Raw genomic sequence first — 16554 nt, forward strand, 5'->3', positions numbered from 1 at the left:
GTCGCCGCCGCCGCCGAGGAGCTGTTACCCATTGTCCCGCAGCCACCTTGCGGGCGGAGGACGGACGGTCAGGTGCCCGGTCGGCGACGGCGTACCAGTACCGACTGCTGAATGGCGCCGATCGCGCCGCGCTCGTCGAACAGCGTGCCCAGTGTGGTGCCGATCCCGTCCGGACCGTAGTTGGTCTCGGCGCGGATGCCGATCCACGATCCTTCCGGGATGCGGTGCACATGCACCACCAGATCGGTGTTCAGGAACGTCCACCCGCGGATGTCGAGCTTGGTGCCGATCCCGTTGGCGTCGTCGGCGACCGCGAACAAGCGTTGCAGCGGCGTCATCGGTTCGCCGGCCACCAGATCCACTGTCGGGGTGAGCCAGCACTCCCCGGGGCCGTCGGCCAGCGGTTCGGTGAGCCAGCGCCAGTCGAGGCTGTGCAGGTAATTGGGTTCCCAGTTCCTGGCCATGTCGAGGCTGTAGGCCCGCGCCACTGGACGCAACGGCGGCACCGAGGTGTGCACGACCTCGGTGGTGTCCTGCTGTTGCAGCCGCCACCCGCTGGCACGCACCACCGGACGGACCGTGCCGTCCGGCGCCGCGGCCAGCATCTCCGCGGTGATCAACTCGATTTGGGTGCCCGGCCGCTCGCGGCGGGCCCGCACCCACAGATCTCCCTCGGCCGGAACGGGTCCCAACAGATCGATGAGCACCCGGCTCAACCGGGTGTCGTCGCGCCGATCGCAGCCTTCCATCGCGCGTACCAGCAGCGCCGACGGCGGCGCACCGTGCTGGATATCGGCAGACCACGTGCCGCGCACCATATCGGTGGCCAGGAACCTCTCGCCGTGTTCGCCGTCGGCGTCGACCAATGCGTAGTAGCAGTCAGACATCGACGCTTCCTCACTCCGGGCCGGTGGTCGCGATGCCCACGATATTCCACAGAGCTTTACAGAGGGTGGTGAAAATGTCACGCCATGCGGCGGTGTCGAGTCAGGGGTGGTCGAGCATTTCCACAGGGCGGCCCCGGTATCCGTCGGACGGGCCGGATCTGAACTCGGTCAGATGGTCAGCGGTACCAGCCGGCCCGGCGGGCCCACCAGTCGCGGGCCACCAACGCGAGAATGGCGATGGCAAAGAGGATCAGGAAAACGTCCTCGACGTGGCCGACGTGGTTACCGCGCAGCATGCACAGCAGGAAGATCGCCGACAGGATGCCGCCGATGTGGATCCAGGTGTGGTTCTCCTTGGACCAACCCCAGGCTGCGGACGGAACGTCTTCCACGTCGACGCCGGTGTGACGCTCGACCTCGGTGTTGGCCACGGCTGCTCCTCTTCCGTCCAGGTCGGTCCAGACTTTCTGCGCGTCATTCTGGCACACCCGTGCGATCACGCCCGACCGACCACCCGATGTGGGTACTTTCCCAGGATGGCAGGCAGTCGCGTCAAAACCGTCGAACAGTCCATCGCCGACACCGACGAACCGGGTACCCGGCTCCGCAAAGACCTCACCTGGTGGGACCTCACCGTGTTCGGCGTGTCCGTCGTCGTCGGCGCCGGCATTTTCACGGTGACGGCCAGCACCGCCGCCAACATCAGCGGTCCGGCCATCTCGGTGTCGTTCGTCATCGCCGCGGTCACCTGCGGACTGGCGGCGCTGTGTTACGCCGAGTTCGCCTCCACGGTGCCGGTCGCCGGGAGCGCCTACACGTTCTCCTATGCCACCTTCGGCGAGTTCACGGCCTGGATGATCGGCTGGGACCTCATCCTGGAGTTCGCCATCGGGGCGGCCGTGGTGGCCAAGGGGTGGTCCAGCTACCTGGGCACCGTGTTCGGGTTCGCCGGCGGCACCGCCGAAATCGGTCCGCTGACCCTGGACTGGGGTGCCCTGCTGATCGTGGCGGTGGTGGCCACCCTGCTCGCCTACGGCACCAAGCTGTCGTCGCGGTTCAGCGCGGCCGTCACCGCCATCAAGGTGTCGGTGGTGCTGCTCGTGGTGATCGTGGGCGCCTTCTTCATCAAGGCCGCCAACTACACGCCGTTCATCCCCGCTCCGGAAACCGGATCCGACGGCGGGACCGGCCTGGACCAGTCGGTGTTCTCCCTGTTCACCGGGGCCACCGGCAGCCACTACGGCCTCTACGGCGTGCTGGCCGGGGCGTCCATCGTGTTCTTCGCGTTCATCGGCTTCGACGTGGTGGCCACCACCGCCGAGGAGACCAAGGAACCGCAGCGCGACGTAGCCAAGGGCATCCTGGCCTCGCTGGCCGTGGTCACCCTGCTCTACGTCTCGGTTGCGGTGGTGCTGACGGGCATGGCGTCCCACACCGAGCTCAAACGTGCCGGTGCCGGGCATCCCAATCTGGCCACCGCCTTCGAGCTCAACGGCGTGCACTGGGCGGCCAAGGTCATCTCGATCGGCGCCCTGGCCGGGCTCACCACCGTGGTGATGGTGCTGCTGCTCGGCCTGTCCCGGGTGCTGTTCGCGATGGCCCGCGACGGGCTGCTGCCGCGACGGCTGGCCCACACCGGTGCGCACGGCACGCCGGTGCGGATCACCATCCTGGTCGCGGTGCTGACCGCCGTGGCGGCCGCGGTGTTCCCGATCGGCAAGCTGGAGGAGATGGTCAACGTCGGCACCCTGTTCGCCTTCGTCCTGGTCTCGGCCGGTGTGCTGGTGCTGCGCCGCACCAGACCCGATCTGCAACGCGGCTTCCGCGTCCCGTGGGTGCCGCTGCTGCCGCTGGCCTCGATCGCCGCATGCCTGTGGCTGATGCTCAACCTCACCGGGCTGACATGGTTGCGGTTCGGGATCTGGCTGGCCATCGGAGTGGCGGTGTACCTGGTGTACGGCCGCCGGCATTCCGTGCTCGGCCGGCGCGCAGCGGCGTTGCGCTGAGGCCATCATCACGATGCGACGACGCGGGGTGGCATGCGACATTAGCTTCGTGAGCGAAGCTTGCGGTGCCAGACATGGCTGACGCCTACCCGCGCGACCTGATCGGCTACGGACCCCACCCGCCCGACCCGCGGTGGCCCGGCGGAGCCAGGATCGCCGTGCAGTTCGTGCTCAATTACGAGGAGGGCGCCGAGAACTCGGTGCTGCACGGTGACGCGGGCTCGGAGACCTTCCTGTCCGACGTGATCGGTGCACAGTCCTTCCCGAATCGGCACCTGAGCGTGGAGTCGCTGTACGAGTACGGTTCCCGCGCCGGGCTGTGGCGGGTGCTGCGCGTGTTCGACCGTCGCGGCCTGCCGCTGACGATCTTCGGGGTGGCGATGGCCCTGGCCCGTAACCCCGCGGCGGTGGCCGCGTTCACCGCACGCGGTGACGAGATCGCCTGCCACGGACTGCGCTGGGTGAGTTATCAACTGGCCGATGTCGAGCTGGAACGCGATCACATGGCCCAGGCCGTCGCGCTGCTGACGGAGCTGACCGGGGCGCCCCCGCTGGGCTGGTACACCGGCCGGGACTCGCCGCAGACGCGGCAATTGGTGGTCGAACACGGCGGGTTCCTGTACGACTCGGACTCCTATGCCGATGACCTGCCGTATTGGACGCGGGTCGGGGAGCGCGACCATCTGGTGGTGCCCTATACGCTGGACACCAACGACATGAAGTACGTGTCGACCAGTGGGTTCCCCAGTGGCACAGAATTTTTCGACTATCTGCGGGATGCCTTCGACGTGCTGTACGCCGAGGGCGAGGCCGGCGCGCCCAAGATGCTGTCGATCGGTCTGCACTGCCGACTGGTGGGCCGGCCCGCCCGCATCGCCGCGCTGGAGCGGTTCCTCGACCACGTGCAGAGCCATGACGCGGTCTGGGTCACCCGCCGGGTCGACATCGCCCGGCACTGGATCGAGCACTTCCCGCCGGGTCGGTGATGTGTGGAGCCGCACCCGTAATGGTTACGGGTGCGGCTCCACACATCGCAGTTCGAACACCGCCAATCGGCCGGCCAGCGCCTCGAACTCGTCGGGGGTGCCGTCGGTGACCAGGCCCGAACGCTTGGCGAACCCGACGCCTACCGGCACCTTCTCGGCGAAGGCGCGCAACACCGGCCGGGACTGGTCGACGGTCAGTTCCACGATGCGCACCCGGCGGGAGTGCCGGCCCCTGGTCAGTACACCGGTCCCGGCGGCGCGGGCGTTCGCCGCCCAGTCCGCGCCCGGGTAGCCCGCGACGGTGTACAGCGCTCCGCCGTGTTCGAATGGTGTCATGGGTGTGCTGCGCGGCTGCCCGGTTCTGCGGCCCGGCACCGTGAGCACCTGAGACGGCCCGGCCGGCACCCCGAGCCTGCCGAGGGCGACCACCAGTTTGTTCATCGGCTTGAGCCAGGTAGGGGGCTTGAGTTTGTCAGACATGTTGGGCTCCTTGGTATTCGGTGAACAGGGATCGGTTCTCGTGCACCCACTGCGCGAACGTCGTGGCCGGCCGGCCCAGGATTCGCTGCACCTCGCCGGTGACCGACGCCGGACGGCCCAGCCCGGCCTCGAGCAGGCCGAGATAGGCGTCGGCGAATGCCGCGGGGAACCCGATGGCGGCGAAGCGGCCGCGCACCGCTGCCGGTGGCAGCTCCGCGTAGCGCAGGTCGCGCCCGAGCACCGTGCCGATCGTCGCGACGAGTTCGGTGTTGGTGAGCGACTGAGGGCCGGTGAGCGGGATGCGCCGGCCGTCGAGCCGATCGGTCAGCAGCGCGACCGCGGCCACCGCGGCGATATCGGTTTCGGCGACGACGGCCGTGGCGGCTTGCGCATACGGCCCGCTCACCACGTCTGCCGCCCGGATCTGACCGGCCCACATGCCCGCGAAATTCGAGGCAAACACGGTGGGGCGTAGGCTCACCCACTCCAAACCGGAGGCCATCGCCAGTTGCTCACACTCCCGGTTGCGGTCGCCGCGCACCCGGGACGGCTGGCGGGCGTCGTCGTCATCGGCGTTGATGGCCGAGAGCGCCACCACCTTGCCGACACCGCACGCGCGCGCGAGCTCCACGGTGGCGGCCAGCTCGCCGACGAGCGCGCGGGAGTTGAGGAACACCGCGTCGGCGCCGGGCATGCCGGCCGCGGCGGTGGGCACCGCGGTCACCAAGGGGGTCACCGATGGCGGAAACGGTGAGGCCGAGCGGGTGACGGCACGAACCTCGGCCCCGGCATCGAGCAGATGTGTGACGAGGGGGCGGCCGATATTGCCGGTTGCCCCGGTGACCAGAATTGTTGTCATGCCATCAAGGACGGGCCACCGTCGGGAAAAGTTACCCGTAACTTTTCGCGGCGCGAGATCGTCATAACACCATGACCGGATCGATCGACACCGCGTGGCGGGCGCACCACGCCTATCTGGTGAACCTGGCCTACCAGATGCTCGGCGATGTCGGCGACGCCGAAGACATTGCCCAGGAGGCCTTTCTGCGGTTGGCCCGGGCCGGTGAAACCGTCGACGACCTCCGCGCATGGCTGACGGTGGTGGCGGGCCGGTTGTGCCTGGATCTGCTGCGCTCGGCACGGGTGCAACGGGTTCGGCCCGACGGCGACGTTGCCGCCGCGACGCTGCCCGACCCGGTTCCCGGCCCGGCCGACCGGGTCACCCTCGACGACGAGGTCAGCGCGGCGCTGCTGGCGGTGCTGCGCACCCTCAGCCCGGCGGAGCGGGTGGCCTTCGTGCTGCACGACGTGTTCGGCACGCCGTTCGAGGAGATCGCCGCCACCGTCGGCCGGCCGGTCGGCACCTGCCGCCAGCTGGCCCGGCGAGCCAGGACCAAGATCGCCGGTGCCGGGCCCGGGCTGGCCGCGGTGACCCGGGCCGATCACCGCCGCGCCACCGAGGCCTTCATCACCGCCTGTGCCAACGGCGATCTGGCCGCGTTGACGGCGGTGCTCGATCCGCAGGTCTGGGGCGTGGGCACGGTGTTGCACCAGGACCGGCAGCAGGTCAATCACGGTCCGCACGATGTTGCGGTGAACCTCTTGCGTTACCTGGGACCGGGCGCCACCGTGGTCAGCCCAACCGAATCGGTGCTGCTGGCCTTCGACCGCGGCCGGGTGTTCGCGGTACTGATGCTGACCTTACGCGGCGAGCGGGTGCTGAAGATCGAGGCCACCGCCGATCCGGCTGCCAGGCAGCGGTAGCCGGACGAATCCGGGGGACGAGCGGCGCCCCGCGCGCTGCGGGGGCGATGCGCGGCTGGGGCGCCGCTCGTGGTTCTGTTGTGGCGCAGTCGATTACGCCGGGGGCATCAGGACGGTGTCGATCATGTACACCGTCGCGTTGGCGGTCTTCACCCCGCCGCACACCAGTCCGGCGTTGTTGACCTTCAGGTCGGGGCCGGCGCCGGTCACCGTGACGGTGCCGCCCTGCAGGGTCTTGTGCTCACCGGCGACCTGCATGGGTCCGGCCTGCCCTTCGACCACGTGGTAGGTCAGGATCTTGGTCAGCAGGTCGGAATCGGTCTTGAGCTTGTCCAGGGTGGCCGCGTCGATCTTGGCGAATGCGTCATCGGTGGGCGCGAACACCGTGAGCCCGGGGTTGCTGTCCAGCGTCTCGACGAGGTTGACGTTGGGGTTCAGTTTGCCGGACAACGCCGCGGTGAGCGTCGTAAGCATCGGGTTGTGGGAGGCGGCGACGGCGACAGGCCCCTGCGCCATGCCGGCGACCGAGCCCGGGCCGGTGGGCACCTGCTGGGCGTAGGCCGCGCAACCGTTGCCGACCAGACCGGCGGCCGGATCGGCCATGGCCGACGTCGGGGTCGCCGCCGCGCTGGTCGACGTGGCGGTCTCCGGAGCGGCGGTCGCACTGGTGGAGGAATCCCTCGAACACGCGATGCCCGCGAACAGGGTGAGCGCCGAAAGTCCGGTCACTGCGAGGGTTTTCGATTGAGCTCTGGTCATCACTGGCATTACTCGAATCTGTCGTGGAGCGGCCTCCTTTGCCGCCCTCACCGACGTATTCGGTGCGCCGGGCCGCCCGGATGGGTGCCCGGACGAATCCGTGCCGGGATGCCGCATTCTGCGTCGGTACCGTCGTCCGCCGTTCGACGCGGCACAATGGATCGGTGAGCGGATACGGCGGGCAGGGGCGCAGCGACCGGGTACGGGTTCTGCTGCTGGGCAGCACCGGTTCCATCGGCACCCAGGCGCTCGAGGTCATCGCCGCCAATCCCGAGCGTTTCGAGGTGGTGGGGCTGGCTGCCGGCGGCGGTAACGCCGACCTGCTAGCCCGGCAGGCCGCGGAGACCGGTGTCCGCAATATCGCCGTCGCCGACCCGGGGGCGAAGATCGAGGCGGCCTACCGCGGGCCCGATGCGGCCACCCGCATCGTCGAGGACACCGAGGCCGATGTGGTGCTCAACGCCCTGGTCGGAGCGCTCGGCCTGAAACCCACCCTGGCCGCCCTGCACAGCGGGGCCCGGCTGGCCTTGGCCAACAAGGAATCGCTGGTCGCCGGCGGCCCGCTGGTGCTGGCCGCCGCCGCACCCGGGCAGATCGTCCCGGTGGACTCCGAGCATTCGGCGCTGGCGCAGTGCCTGCGCGGCGGCAGCGCCGACGAGGTCGCCTCGCTGGTACTCACGGCGTCGGGCGGTCCGTTCCGCGGCTGGACCGCCGACGCCCTGGAAAGCGTCACCCCGGAGCAGGCCGGGGCGCACCCCACCTGGTCGATGGGACCGATGAACACCCTGAATTCGGCATCGCTGGTCAACAAGGGTCTGGAGCTCATCGAGACGCACCTGTTGTTCGGTGTCGACTACGACCGCATCGAGGTGGTGGTGCATCCGCAGTCCATCGTGCATTCGATGGTGACCTTCACCGACGGGTCCACGCTGGCGCAGGCCAGCCCCCCGGACATGAAGCTGCCGATCGCGCTGGCGCTGGGTTGGCCGGACCGGGTGCCCGGGGCGGCGCCGGCCTGCGCCTGGAACACCGCGTCGACCTGGACATTCGAGCCGCTGGACGCGGCGGTGTTCCCGGCGGTGGAACTGGCCCGCAGCGCCGGGCGGCGGGGCGGCTGTCTCACCGCGGTGTACAACGCGGCCAACGAAGAGGCGGCCGAGGCGTTCCTGGCCGGCCGTATCTCGTTTCCGTCGATCGTGCGAACGGTTGCCGACGTGCTGCACGCCGCAGACCAGTGGGCCGCCGAACCCGCTACCGTGGAAGAAGTACTCGACGCGCAGGACTGGGCAAGAGCCGCGGCCCAGCGCCTGATCCGCACCGCACCGACGCAGGAGGTCACCGCAGCCCGATGATGTTTGCTATCGGCATCGCGCTGTTCGCGCTGGCCATTCTGGTCTCGGTGGCCCTGCACGAATGCGGGCACATGTGGGTGGCGCGCGCCACCGGCATGAAGGTGCGCCGCTACTTCGTCGGCTTCGGCCCCACACTGTGGTCGACCATGCGCCCCAACAAGCTCGGCTACACCGAGTACGGCCTCAAGGCGGTACCGCTGGGCGGGTTCTGCGATATCGCCGGGATGACGTCGGTCGAAGAGCTGGCCCCCAACGAGCGCCCCTACGCGATGTACCGGCAGAAGGTCTGGAAGCGCGTCGCGGTGCTGTTCGCCGGGCCGGGCATGAACTTCCTCATCGGCCTGGTGCTCATCTATGCCATCGCCGTCATCTGGGGCCTGCCCAATCTGCATCCGCCCACCACCGCGGTCGTCGGCGAAACCTCCTGTGTCGCACCGCAGATCAGCAAGGGTGGAGACAACCCGTTCGGGCCGTGCCCGGACCCGGGCCCCGGGCCGGCCGCGCAGGCCGGTATCCGGCCCGGCGACACCATCGTCAAGGTCAACGGCAACGAGGTGGCGACGTTCGCCGATATGGCCGCCGCCATCCGCAAGCTGTCCGGCCCGGTCCCGGTGGTCTACGAACGCGACGGGCAACGCTTTGCCACCGTCGTCGACGTCACCCGGACGCAGCGGTACGCGGACAAGGACGCCACCGCCACGGTGACCGTCGGCGCCATCGGCGTCAGTGCGGCCGCCCCGCCGGGACCCACCCAGTACAACCCGCTCACCGCGATCCCGGCCACCTTCACCTTCACCGGGGACCTGGCCGTGGAACTGGGTAAATCGCTGGCCAAGATCCCCACCAAGGTCGGCGCCCTGGTGAATGCCATCGGCGGCGGCGAACGCGACCCCGAGACCCCGATCAGCGTGGTCGGCGCCAGCATCATCGGCGGCGACACCGTCGATCACGGGTTGTGGGTGGCGTTCTGGTTCTTCCTGGCGCAGATGAACTTCGTGCTCGGTGCGGTGAACCTGATCCCGCTGCTGCCGTTCGACGGCGGCCACATCGCGATCGCGGTGTTCGAGAAGATCCGGAACATGATCCGCGCGGCCCGCGGCAAGGTCGCCGCGGCGCCGGTGAACTACCTGAAGCTGATGCCGGCCACCTACGTGGTGCTGGTGTTCGTCGTCGGATACATGCTGTTGACCGTCACCGCCGACCTGGTCAACCCCATCAGACTGTTCCAATAGTCGGACCCTGAAGTTTGGAGATGAAGTGACTTCCATCGGTCTGGGTATGCCGGCCCCGCCGGCACCCACCCTGGCTCCGCGTCGTAAGACCCGCCAGCTCAAGGTCGGCGACGTGGGGGTGGGCAGCGACTCGCCGATCTCGGTGCAGTCGATGTGCACCACCAAGACCCACGACATCAACGCGACGCTGCAGCAGATCGCCGAGTTGACCGCCTCCGGCTGCGACATCGTCCGGGTGGCCTGCCCGCGGCAGGAGGACGCCGACGCGCTGCCGATCATCGCCAAGAAGGCCAACATCCCCGTCATCGCCGATATCCACTTCCAGCCGAAGTACATCTTCGCCGCGATCGACGCGGGCTGCGCGGCAGTGCGGGTGAACCCGGGCAACATCAAGGAATTCGACGGCCGGGTCAAGGAGGTGGCCAAGGCCGCCGGCGCGGCCGGCATCCCGATCCGCATCGGCGTGAATGCCGGCTCGCTGGACAAGCGGATGCTGGAGAAGTACGGCAAGGCCACCCCGGAGGCCCTGGTCGAATCCGCGCTGTGGGAGGCCTCGCTGTTCGAGGAGCACGGCTTCGGCGATATCAAGATCAGCGTCAAGCACAACGACCCGGTGGTCATGGTCGCGGCCTACGAGCAGCTGGCCGCCCAGTGCGACTATCCGCTGCACCTCGGCGTCACCGAGGCCGGACCGGCCTTCCAGGGCACCATCAAGTCCGCGGTCGCGTTCGGTGCGCTGCTCTCGCGCGGTATCGGCGACACCATCCGGGTGTCGCTGTCGGCACCGCCGGCCGAGGAGATCAAGGTCGGCACCCAGATCCTGGAGTCGCTGAACCTGCGGCCGCGCGGCCTGGAGATCGTGTCCTGTCCGTCCTGTGGGCGCGCGCAGGTCGACGTGTACACCCTGGCCAATGCGGTGTCGGCGGGACTGGACGGCCTCGACGTGCCATTGCGCGTGGCGGTGATGGGATGCGTGGTGAACGGACCCGGCGAAGCCCGCGAAGCGGACCTCGGGGTGGCATCGGGCAACGGCAAGGGGCAGATCTTCGTCAAGGGTGAAGTGGTCAAGACGGTGCCCGAGGCGATGATCGTGGAGACCTTGATCGAAGAGGCCATGCGCATCGCCTCGGAGATCGACGGCGCGGCCGACGCACAAGGAAGTCCCTCCGGCCCGCCGGTTGTCACCGTAAGCTGAAACCTGGCGCTGTGAGCGGGCTCACCCCCGGTTCAGGTTTGCCACTCGGTTCGGGAACGTTTCAGAAAGAAGCTCATGTCGGCTCCGCCCCTGTACCGCCTCACCGACGAGCGCCGTGTCACGGTGGTACGCGACCTGGATTCGGTGCGTGAAGTCCTCGACGCGGACCCGGTCGGTGCGTGCATGGTGGCCTGCCGGGTGCTCGACCACGGCGTGGACCCGAATGCGATCGGCGGTGAGCTGTGGACGCGTGGCCGCGCCGCCGAATCGCTGTGTTACGCAGGGGCGAACCTGATTCCGCTGCGCGGTGGAATCGAGGACATCGCCGCCTTCGCCGACAAGGCGATGAGTGCGCCGCGGCGATGTTCGTCACTGGTCGGGCGGGCCGAGTTGGTGCTACCGCTGTGGCAGCGCCTGGAGGTGGGTTGGGGCGCGGCCCGCGACGTGCGCGACGACCAACCGTTGATGGCGCTGTCCGGTCCGCCCCAGTGCGCCCTCGATCCTGCGGTACGGCCGGTGCGGATGGACGAACTCGACGCCTATCTGGTGGCCGCCATCGAGATGTTCATCGGCGAAGTGGGGATCGACCCGCGGATGGGCGACGGCGGCCGCGGATACCGGCGCCGGGTCGCCGGCCTGATCGCGGCGGGCCGGGCCTGGGCCCGCTTCGAGGGCGGTGAGGTGGTGTTCAAGGCGGAGGTCGGGTCCCAGTCACCGACGGTGGGCCAGATCCAGGGGGTGTGGGTGCATCCGGACTGGCGGGGCCGTGGGCTGGGTGCCGCCGGCACCGCCACGCTGGCCGATGCCGTGTTGCGCGGCGGCCGGGTGGCCAGCCTCTATGTCAACGGCTACAACCACGTCGCGCGCGGCGCGTACGCCAAGATCGGCTTCACTCAGGTGGGTACCTTCGCGACCGTGCTGCTCGACTGAGCGGCGGATCACGGTCCGGTCTCGGTGCGCCTCCACCGTCTGGGGTTGTCACATCTTTAACATCTGTCTCAATGGCAACGATCACCTCATCAGTCTCGCGCGTCGCCGCAGCCGTGATGGCGGTCGTCGCGACCGCCGCCTCGTTGAGCGCCTGCACACCCAAGCCGAACGGACCCGAACCCACCGCGGAAGCGTTCTTCACCGCGTTGGCCACCGGAAACACCACGGCGGCAGCGGATTTGGCCGATCACCCGGCGCAGGCCCAGGCCGCGCTGAACGAGGCGTGGTCCGGCTTGCAGGCCAGCCGGCTGGACACCCAGATTTTGGGCTCCAAGTACGCCGGGGACACCGGCACCATCAAGTACCGCTACAGCTGGCACCTGCCCAAGGACCGGGTCTGGACGTACGACGGCGAACTCAACATGATCCGCGACGAGGGGCACTGGCAGGTTCGGTGGAGTGCCACCGGACTGCACCCACAGCTCGGTGAGAACCAGACGCTGGCCCTGCGCGCCGACCCGCCGCGGCGGGCCTCGGTCAACGAGCGTGGCGGCACCGACGTGCTGGTCCCGGGCTACCTGTACCACTACGCGCTGGACGCGCGGGTCGCCGGTGCCGACCTGATGCCGACGGCGCGGGCGGTGGTCGACGCGCTGCGGCCCTTCGACGACACCCTGGACGCGCAGCGGCTGGCCGAGGAAGCGAGCTCGTCGACCAAGCCGCTGGATCTCATCACGCTGCGCAAGGACGACAACGACCGGGTATCGGCGGCAATCGGGAAGAAGCCTGGCGTGGTGATCACCCCGCAGCCCGAGATGATGCCCACCGACGAGCACTTCGCGCCGGCCATCATCTCGGAGGTCAAGAAGGCCGTCTCGGCCGACCTGGTGGGTCAGGCCGGCTGGCGGGTGGTCAGCGTCAACCAGAACGGGGTGGACGTCGACGTCCTCAACGAGGTGCCCGGAAACCCGGCCCCGTCGGTCACCATCAGCCTGGACCGCGCGGTGCAGAACGCCGCGCAGGATGCCGTGAACATGGTCGGCAAGAAGGCGATGATCGTGGCGATCAAACCGTCGACGGGGGAGATCCTGGCGGTCGCCCAGAATCCCGCCGCCGACGCCGACGGGCCGACGGCCACCATGGGGCTGTACCCGCCGGGATCGACGTTCAAGATCGTCACCGCGGGCGCGGCGATCGAGCGCGATATGGCGACCCCGAACACGCTGCTCGGCTGCCCCGGCACGCTGGAGATCGGCCACCGCGTCGTCACCAACTACAACGCCTTCGACCTGGGCACGGTGCCGATGTCGCGAGCGTTCGCGAACTCGTGCAACACCACCTTCGCCGAACTGGCCAGCACCATGCCACCGCGCGGCCTCACCCAGGCCGCCGCACAGTACGGCCTCGGCTCGGACTTCGTGGTGGACGGAATCCCGACGGTCACCGGGTCGGTTCCGCCCACGGTCGACCTCGCCGAACGCACCGAGGACGGTTTCGGCCAGGGCAAGGTGCTGGCCAGCCCGTTCGGGATGGCGTTGGTGGCGGCCACCGTCGCGGCCGGGAAAACACCGGTGCCCCAACTCATCCTGGGCCGGCAAACCCAGGTGACCGCCGCCGGGGCGCCCATCTCGGCCAAGATGCTGGACGCCGTGCGGCCCATGATGCGACTGGTGGTGACCAACGGCACCGCCAAGGAGCTCAACGGGCTCGGCGACGTCCGCGGCAAGACCGGGGAGGCCGAGTTCAACGGCGGCTCACATGCCTGGTTCGCCGGGTACCGCGGTGACCTGGCGTTCGCCGCACTGATCGTCGGCGGCGGCAGCTCGGAGTACGCGGTCCGGATGTGCCGGGACATGCTCAACGGCCTGCCGCCGGACTACTTGGCCTGACCGGCTGCGGTCCTCGGTAGCCTGGGTGCCGGAGGAACCACCATGACAGGCCTTGACGATCACACGCCTCTGCGCGTCTCCGACGCCGATCGCAACGGCACCCTGCGGCGGCTGCACAATGCGGTGGCCCTCGGGCTGATCGACATCGGCGAGTTCGAGGAGCGCTCGGCGCTGGTCTCGGCGGCTCGGCTGCATTCCGATCTGGACCAACTCGTCGGTGATCTGCCCGGGCCGGGTGCGATCGTGACGTCGGCGGCCGACCGGGTCGAGTTGCGCGGTGTGCTGGGTTCGCTGAAGCGGCAGGGGGAGTGGGTGGTGCCCAGCCGGCTGGCCCTGCACCGCCGGATGGGGTCGGTGGATCTCGACCTGACCCGGGCCCGGTTCGCCGGACCGATGATCGTGGTCGAACTCGACCTCAAGTTCGGCGGGCTGGACATCCGGCTGCCGGACGGGGCCAGCGCGTCCATCGACGATGTCGAGGTCGTCGTGGGCAGCGCCACCGACCACCGCAGGGACGCTCCCGCCGAAGGCACCCCACACATCGTCTTCACCGGCAAGGTCGTCTGCGGGTCGGTGGACATCCGGGGTCCACGGCGCTCCTGGGTGCCGCCGCGGCTGCGCAATGTCAGCGGGGTTCGAGCCCGGCGAAGGTGAGGATGGCCCGGCACCGGTGCCGGGAGCCGGATGCGCACCATTACGCTGGACACATGCCTGTGCGCGCGCCCCTTCGGTCCGGTGAGCTGTCCCCGACCCTGCCGGTGCCCAAGTCCATCCCCCGTCCGGAGTACGCCTGGAAACCGACCGCCGTCGAGGGCCACGAGCCGTGGGTGCAGACCTCCGAGGTGATCGAGAAGATGCGGGTGGCGGGCCGGATCGCCGCCGGCGCCCTGGCCGAGGCCGGCAAGGCGGTGGCCCCCGGCGTGACCACCGACCACCTGGACCGGGTGGCGCACGAGTACATGATCGACCACGGGGCCTACCCGTCCACCCTGGGTTACAAGGGCTTCCCGAAATCCTGCTGCACCTCGCTCAACGAGGTGATCTGCCACGGCATCCCGGACTCCACCGTGATCGAGGACGGTGACATCGTCAACATCGACGTCACCGCCTACATCGACGGCGTGCACGGCGACACCAACGCCACCTTCCTGGCCGGGGACGTCTCCGAGGAACACCGGCTGCTGGTGGAGCGCACCCACGAGGCGACCATGCGGGCCATCAAGGCGGTCAAGCCGGGCCGTCAGCTCTCAGTCGTCGGCCGGGTCATCGAGTCCTATGCGAATCGCTTCGGCTACAACGTTGTTCGTGATTTCACCGGGCACGGAATCGGCACCACCTTCCACAACGGACTGGTGGTGCTGCACTACGACCAGCCGGCCGTCGACACCGTGCTGGAACCCGGGATGACGTTCACCATCGAGCCGATGATCAACCTGGGCTCGCTGGACTACGAGATCTGGGACGACGGCTGGACCGTCGCCACCAAGGATCGCAAGTGGACCGCGCAGTTCGAGCACACGCTGGTGGTCACCGCGGACGGCGCCGACATCCTCACCCTGGCGTGACCGGCGGCGCCCTGCTGGTCGCAGGCACCACCTCCGACGCGGGCAAGTCCATGGTCGTCGCCGGGCTGTGCCGGCTGTTGGCCCGCAAGGGAATCCGGGTGGCGCCGTTCAAGGCGCAGAACATGAGCAACAACTCGGCCGTCACGGTCGAGGGCGGGGAGATCGGCCGCGCACAAGCCATGCAGGCTCGTGCCGCGGGCCTGGCCCCCAGCATCCGGTTCAACCCGATCCTGCTCAAACCCGGCAGCGACCGCACGTCGCAGCTGGTGGTGCGCGGCCAGGTCGCCGGAACCATGGCCGCCGGCGACTACTTCACCCGGCGCACCGAGCTGGCCACCATCGTCGCCGACGAATTGGCTTCGCTGCGAACCGAATTCGACGCGGTCATCTGTGAGGGCGCCGGCTCGCCGGCCGAGATCAACCTGCGGGCCACCGATCTGGCGAACATGGGTCTGGCGCGCGCCGCCCGGCTGGCCGTGCTGCTGGTCGGCGATATCGACCGCGGCGGCCTGCTGGCGCACCTGTTCGGCACCGTCGCGGTGCTCGAGCCCGAGGACCAGAAACTCATCAGCGGCTACCTGGTCAACAAGTTCCGGGGCGACCCGGCCCTGCTGGCCCCGGGGTTGGATCAGCTGCGGCACCGGACCGGCCGGCCGACCTACGGCGTGATCCCGCACCTCGAGTCGTTGTGGCTGGACACCGAGGACTCGCTGTCGGTGACCGCCGGCGCCACCCTCGGTGACCCGGTGGCGCCCCTGGGGCGGCAGTGGCTGCGGGTGGCTGCGGTGCGGCTGCCCCGCATCTCGAACTCGACCGACGTGGAGGCCCTGGCCTGCGAACCCGGCGTGCTGGTGCGCTGGGTCGCCGAACCGGCGGATATCGCCGACGCCGACGTCGTGCTGCTGCCGGGCAGCAAGGCCACCGTCTCCGATCTGGCCTGGTTGCGGGGCCGTGGTCTGGCCGAGGCAGTGCACGCGCACGCGCGGGCCGGGCGTCCGGTGCTGGGTGTGTGCGGTGGATTCCAGATGTTGTGCCGGCGTATCGACGACCCGGTGGAATCCCGGGCCGGGGCGGTGGACGGCCTGGGCCTGCTGGACGCCGATATCGTCTTCGAGCCGCAGAAGACGCTGCGGCACTGGGAGACCCCGCTGCACGGCTACGAGATCCACCACGGTCAGGTGCGCCGCTGCGGTGCGCAGGATTGGCTCGGGGTCGGCATCCGCGACGGTGCGGTGTTCGGCACGCACTGGCACGGACTGCTGGACAACGACGACATCCGCCGGGCCTGGCTCGGCGAGGTGGCGGCGGCCGCCGGACGCACCGGCTTCGTGGTGGCCGCCGACACCGATGTGCGGGCGCGGCGGGACGCACAGCTGGACGTGATGGCCGACGCGCTGGCCGCCCACGCCGACCTCGACGCGGTGCTCGCCCTGCTGGACGGGCCGCCGCAGCGTCCGGTCATCTCCTCGACCACCGGCCCCGCCTGACCGCATCGGCGTTTGGGCGCCA

16 protein-coding genes are annotated in these 16554 nt (G+C 69.3%); 11 read left to right on the plus strand and 5 right to left on the minus strand.

The genetic code is table 11. The features are described 5' to 3' along the window. Positions 1-68 precede the first annotated feature (68 nt). The gene (locus tag AWB94_RS17590) at positions 69-887 is read right to left on the minus strand and encodes a thioesterase family protein (protein ID WP_062656421.1); all 819 of its coding nucleotides are present in this window, start codon (positions 885-887) and stop codon (positions 69-71) included. 176 nt (positions 888-1063) lie between these two features. Then, the gene (locus AWB94_RS17595) at positions 1064-1318 is read right to left on the minus strand and encodes a DUF2631 domain-containing protein (protein ID WP_062656422.1); all 255 of its coding nucleotides are present in this window, start codon (positions 1316-1318) and stop codon (positions 1064-1066) included. Between the two features lie 105 nt (positions 1319-1423). On the opposite strand from AWB94_RS17595, the gene AWB94_RS17600 reads away from it, so the two are divergent. Together AWB94_RS17600 and puuE are read left to right on the plus strand one after the other, a co-directional pair. Beyond that, the gene (locus AWB94_RS17600; protein ID WP_062656423.1) at positions 1424-2893 is read left to right on the plus strand and encodes an amino acid permease; all 1470 of its coding nucleotides are present in this window, start codon (positions 1424-1426) and stop codon (positions 2891-2893) included. A gap of 74 nt (positions 2894-2967) precedes the next feature. Next, the gene (puuE, locus tag AWB94_RS17605; RefSeq protein ID WP_062656424.1) at positions 2968-3879 is read left to right on the plus strand and encodes an allantoinase PuuE; all 912 of its coding nucleotides are present in this window, start codon (positions 2968-2970) and stop codon (positions 3877-3879) included. A gap of 24 nt (positions 3880-3903) precedes the next feature. Here puuE and AWB94_RS17610 read toward each other — a convergent pair whose 3' ends face one another. After that, positions 3904-4359 (minus strand): nitroreductase family deazaflavin-dependent oxidoreductase, encoded by a 456-nt coding sequence (locus AWB94_RS17610; RefSeq protein WP_062656425.1) that lies wholly within the window; start codon positions 4357-4359, stop codon positions 3904-3906. Beyond that, a complete protein-coding gene (locus AWB94_RS17615; protein WP_062656426.1) occupies positions 4352-5218 on the minus strand; it encodes an NmrA family NAD(P)-binding protein in 867 nt (288 codons plus the stop codon). Before AWB94_RS17615 ends, AWB94_RS17610 begins: the two co-directional genes overlap by 8 nt. A 71-nt stretch (positions 5219-5289) precedes the next feature. On the opposite strand from AWB94_RS17615, the gene sigI reads away from it, so the two are divergent. Then, a complete protein-coding gene (gene sigI / locus AWB94_RS17620) occupies positions 5290-6123 on the plus strand; it encodes an RNA polymerase sigma factor SigI (RefSeq protein WP_062656427.1) in 834 nt (277 codons plus the stop codon). Positions 6124-6216: 93 nt separating this feature from the next. Here sigI and AWB94_RS17625 read toward each other — a convergent pair whose 3' ends face one another. Continuing rightward, the gene (locus AWB94_RS17625) at positions 6217-6882 is read right to left on the minus strand and encodes a fasciclin domain-containing protein (protein WP_062656428.1); all 666 of its coding nucleotides are present in this window, start codon (positions 6880-6882) and stop codon (positions 6217-6219) included. A gap of 164 nt (positions 6883-7046) precedes the next feature. Between AWB94_RS17625 and dxr the strand changes: the two genes are divergently transcribed. The 8 genes from dxr to AWB94_RS17665 all read left to right on the plus strand — a co-directional run bounded on the left by dxr (position 7047) and on the right by AWB94_RS17665 (position 16532). Further along, the gene (gene dxr, locus AWB94_RS17630) at positions 7047-8234 is read left to right on the plus strand and encodes a 1-deoxy-D-xylulose-5-phosphate reductoisomerase (RefSeq protein WP_062656618.1); all 1188 of its coding nucleotides are present in this window, start codon (positions 7047-7049) and stop codon (positions 8232-8234) included. Beyond that, the gene (locus tag AWB94_RS17635; RefSeq protein ID WP_062656429.1) at positions 8231-9466 is read left to right on the plus strand and encodes a M50 family metallopeptidase; all 1236 of its coding nucleotides are present in this window, start codon (positions 8231-8233) and stop codon (positions 9464-9466) included. Before dxr ends, AWB94_RS17635 begins: the two co-directional genes overlap by 4 nt. A gap of 25 nt (positions 9467-9491) precedes the next feature. Further along, on the plus strand, positions 9492-10661 hold the full coding sequence (ispG, locus tag AWB94_RS17640; protein WP_062656430.1) for a flavodoxin-dependent (E)-4-hydroxy-3-methylbut-2-enyl-diphosphate synthase: 1170 nt from the start codon (positions 9492-9494) through the stop codon (positions 10659-10661). A 75-nt stretch (positions 10662-10736) separates the two neighbouring features. Beyond that, on the plus strand, positions 10737-11591 hold the full coding sequence (locus tag AWB94_RS17645; RefSeq protein WP_062656431.1) for a GNAT family N-acetyltransferase: 855 nt from the start codon (positions 10737-10739) through the stop codon (positions 11589-11591). Between the two features lie 71 nt (positions 11592-11662). Then, positions 11663-13480 carry a penicillin-binding transpeptidase domain-containing protein gene (locus AWB94_RS17650; RefSeq protein WP_062656432.1) on the plus strand — a complete coding sequence of 606 codons (1818 nt, stop codon included), beginning with the start codon at positions 11663-11665 and terminating at the stop codon, positions 13478-13480. 42 nt (positions 13481-13522) lie between these two features. Continuing rightward, positions 13523-14134: a DUF1707 SHOCT-like domain-containing protein gene (locus AWB94_RS17655; protein ID WP_062656433.1), complete on the plus strand. Its 612-nt coding sequence runs from the start codon at positions 13523-13525 to the stop codon at positions 14132-14134. Between the two features lie 53 nt (positions 14135-14187). Then, positions 14188-15045 carry a type I methionyl aminopeptidase gene (map, locus tag AWB94_RS17660; protein WP_062656434.1) on the plus strand — a complete coding sequence of 286 codons (858 nt, stop codon included), beginning with the start codon at positions 14188-14190 and terminating at the stop codon, positions 15043-15045. Then, positions 15042-16532 (plus strand): cobyric acid synthase, encoded by a 1491-nt coding sequence (locus AWB94_RS17665; RefSeq protein ID WP_062656435.1) that lies wholly within the window; start codon positions 15042-15044, stop codon positions 16530-16532. Before map ends, AWB94_RS17665 begins: the two co-directional genes overlap by 4 nt. The last annotated feature ends 22 nt before the right edge of the window (positions 16533-16554 follow it).

The sequence above is a fragment of the Mycolicibacterium canariasense genome, assembly GCF_002101555.1.
Taxonomy (GTDB): domain Bacteria; phylum Actinomycetota; class Actinomycetes; order Mycobacteriales; family Mycobacteriaceae; genus Mycobacterium; species Mycobacterium canariasense.

Bases quoted from the DNA above. Each gene is read 5' to 3' on its own strand.
- sigI (WP_062656427.1), top strand. From the start codon at position 5,290: ATGACCGGATCGATCGACACCGCGTGGCGGGCGCACCACGCCTATCTG.
- AWB94_RS17655 (WP_062656433.1), top strand. From the start codon at position 13,523: ATGACAGGCCTTGACGATCACACGCCTCTGCGCGTCTCCGACGCCGAT.
- puuE (WP_062656424.1), top strand. From the start codon at position 2,968: ATGGCTGACGCCTACCCGCGCGACCTGATCGGCTACGGACCCCACCCG.
- AWB94_RS17590 (WP_062656421.1), bottom strand. From the start codon at position 887: ATGTCTGACTGCTACTACGCATTGGTCGACGCCGACGGCGAACACGGC.
- AWB94_RS17625 (WP_062656428.1), bottom strand. From the start codon at position 6,882: ATGACCAGAGCTCAATCGAAAACCCTCGCAGTGACCGGACTTTCGGCG.
- map (WP_062656434.1), top strand. From the start codon at position 14,188: ATGCCTGTGCGCGCGCCCCTTCGGTCCGGTGAGCTGTCCCCGACCCTG.
- AWB94_RS17635 (WP_062656429.1), top strand. From the start codon at position 8,231: ATGATGTTTGCTATCGGCATCGCGCTGTTCGCGCTGGCCATTCTGGTC.
- AWB94_RS17600 (WP_062656423.1), top strand. From the start codon at position 1,424: ATGGCAGGCAGTCGCGTCAAAACCGTCGAACAGTCCATCGCCGACACC.
- AWB94_RS17610 (WP_062656425.1), bottom strand. From the start codon at position 4,359: ATGTCTGACAAACTCAAGCCCCCTACCTGGCTCAAGCCGATGAACAAA.
- AWB94_RS17645 (WP_062656431.1), top strand. From the start codon at position 10,737: ATGTCGGCTCCGCCCCTGTACCGCCTCACCGACGAGCGCCGTGTCACG.
- AWB94_RS17615 (WP_062656426.1), bottom strand. From the start codon at position 5,218: ATGACAACAATTCTGGTCACCGGGGCAACCGGCAATATCGGCCGCCCC.
- AWB94_RS17650 (WP_062656432.1), top strand. From the start codon at position 11,663: ATGGCAACGATCACCTCATCAGTCTCGCGCGTCGCCGCAGCCGTGATG.